The following is a 2,086-nucleotide window of genomic DNA, read 5'->3' on the forward strand; positions in this document are numbered from 1 at the left end:
TTCAGAATCCGAAAACTCCAGATCCGACAGAGGACTTGACTGGTGAATCGCCCAGCACTCCGACCGCGACCCCCGGTTCCAGGAGGAGCGTCTCGATCTGCTGGCGCGGGCGGTCACGGCGGGGGACGCCGATGTCCGGCACCGTGCTCTGCTGAAGGACCGGGTCCGCGTTCACCGGGGCGAACCTCAAGTCTTCGGGACCCAGCTCGCCGGCCAGGACGACGGCAGTCTCATCCCGTTCCCGATGATCGATCCCCCGGGAGTAGATGCGCGTCGGGCCGCATGGGGTTCGAGCCGTTGGCCGACTACCTCAAGTCGTTCTCCGTACCCAGATGATCCGTACCGTCCGGGGCAGGGCGCCTCCCCTGCCTCCAGTACCTTGCGTACCGACCGGATCAGCCGCTGGCGGACCCGGGCGGCAGCGGTTCCCACTGGGCCGCAGGCTGCGCTGATGTGCGTCTAGGGGGAAGCGGGTCACCCGCATGAGGAATGGGTCGGGGGCGAATCCGAGCGACTCGTACAGCGGGGCGCTGCCGCCGCTCGCGTACAGCTCGTAGAGGGTGACGCCCTCGGTTTCCAGATGGGCGACGAGTGCGGTGAGGCAGGCGCGAGCGGGGCTGTGGCGATGGTGGGCGGGAGCGGGCTTCGGTGGGTGGGCTTGTGGTGACCCGGTGGTCTGCCGGGTACTGGTGATCGTCAGCGGTGATGAAGCTTCCTGGGGCGTCTGGATCCCCTGTCCGCGGACAGGGGATCCTTCGCCCGCGCCGCGGACCGGTGGAACATCCCCGGCACGCCAGTCCGGGAAGCCGTACGCCGGCCGGCTGACCACCGCCGTCACAGCAGCCGAGCCCGACCATCCCTGCCGACACCCCGTACAGAACAGGCGCCCACATGACGAGCGCGAACGGCTCGCACTCGAAGGGCGTTGCTTCGCGGAGCAGTGCGATGTGATCGTGTTCCGCTTGTGCAGACCACAGCGTTCCCCCGGTGGCCGCCGCGGGGGACGGATAGCGTGACGACGCTGACGTGGACGCGTCAGTGGTGAAGGAGACAGAGGGGAAATCCTGATGGGAACCGTCTGTAAGCTCCGTACTCTGGCCCGGTCCGCACTGGCCCTGCTGGCGGGCGCCGCCTTCGCGCTGTCCGCGCCGGGGACGGCCCGGGCCGTCGCCGAGTATCCCGTGCCGGCACCCACACCGGACGGCATCTCGGCGACGCTGAAGCTCTACTGGGCGATCGTGCCCCAGCCGTACGATCCCGACCCCACGGCGGCCGTCGGTGAGCGCAGATGCGAGCTGCGCTACCACGAGTACGGGGCGACCGAGGGCTGCGGCGGTTTCCAGCTCGACGTCTACCTGCACAACGTCCGCAACCAGCCCCATTTCAGCCCCACGGGCGATCTGATCCCACAGGTTCCGATAAGCGGCGAGGCTCACGACTTCCGGGCCGTTGCCGACATGGCCCGCACCTTTCACTGCCTGCGCCCGGACGGCGGCTACGACCCGGCGGACAGCCTGGTCGTCCGCCAGATACAGGAGCCGGTGTACAAGAGCTTCTACTACGCCGACGCGACCGCGGTGTACCGCAACTTCCTGAGTCCCGGGTCGGACCTCGGACCCAAGTTCCATATGAACTTCCCCCCGGTGCAGGTGAACTGCCCGCCCGGGACCCAGGCTCACCAGTACGGCCTGAAGGTCTCCAACATCAAGATCACCGTCAACTCCCCCCACTTCTTCGGCAGCCGAAGCTGGAGCCACCCCGGGCCCTACTACGCCTGATCCCCGCCGGGCCGTCCGCCGCGTTCGAGGTGCGCCAGTCCTCGGTGAGCAGGGACGACAGCGCCGTCAGGAGGACGGTCAGCGCGCCGCCCGGCCGAGGCCACGATACCGGCCGTGCAGGCCGGGGCAGCGTGAGCAGTGGAGTCCGCCCGGGAGCCAGCCCTTCGCACGTCGGCCGGGCGGACCACCCCGGGCGGGCTCTTCACGACCGGGCTGATGACGACCGCCTTCCCGCCCCCACCCCTCGGCGCACACCACAACCCGCGCACCCGCCGCAGCACCCGGACCGCGGAAGGCCCGGCCTCGCT

Annotated in this window: 2 protein-coding genes; both read left to right on the forward strand. The window is 69.5% G+C overall.

All coding sequences use genetic code 11. The features are described from left to right. Positions 1–100 precede the first annotated feature (100 nt). Positions 101–463, forward strand: coding sequence for a DUF6624 domain-containing protein (locus FF041_RS40725; RefSeq protein ID WP_350807103.1), 363 nt, complete (start codon positions 101–103; stop codon positions 461–463). Positions 464–1,067: 604 nt separating this feature from the next. Then, positions 1,068–1,778 (forward strand): hypothetical protein, encoded by a 711-nt coding sequence (locus tag FF041_RS36900; RefSeq protein ID WP_153527090.1) that lies wholly within the window; start codon positions 1,068–1,070, stop codon positions 1,776–1,778. Positions 1,779–2,086: the final 308 nt, after the last annotated feature.

The organism is Streptomyces jumonjinensis (genome assembly GCF_009600885.1).
GTDB classification, from domain to species: domain Bacteria; phylum Actinomycetota; class Actinomycetes; order Streptomycetales; family Streptomycetaceae; genus Streptomyces; species Streptomyces jumonjinensis.

Excerpts from the sequence above, each read along its gene's own strand:
- FF041_RS36900 (WP_153527090.1), top strand. The coding sequence starts at position 1,068 with ATGGGAACCGTCTGTAAGCTCCGTACTCTGGCCCGGTCCGCACTGGCC.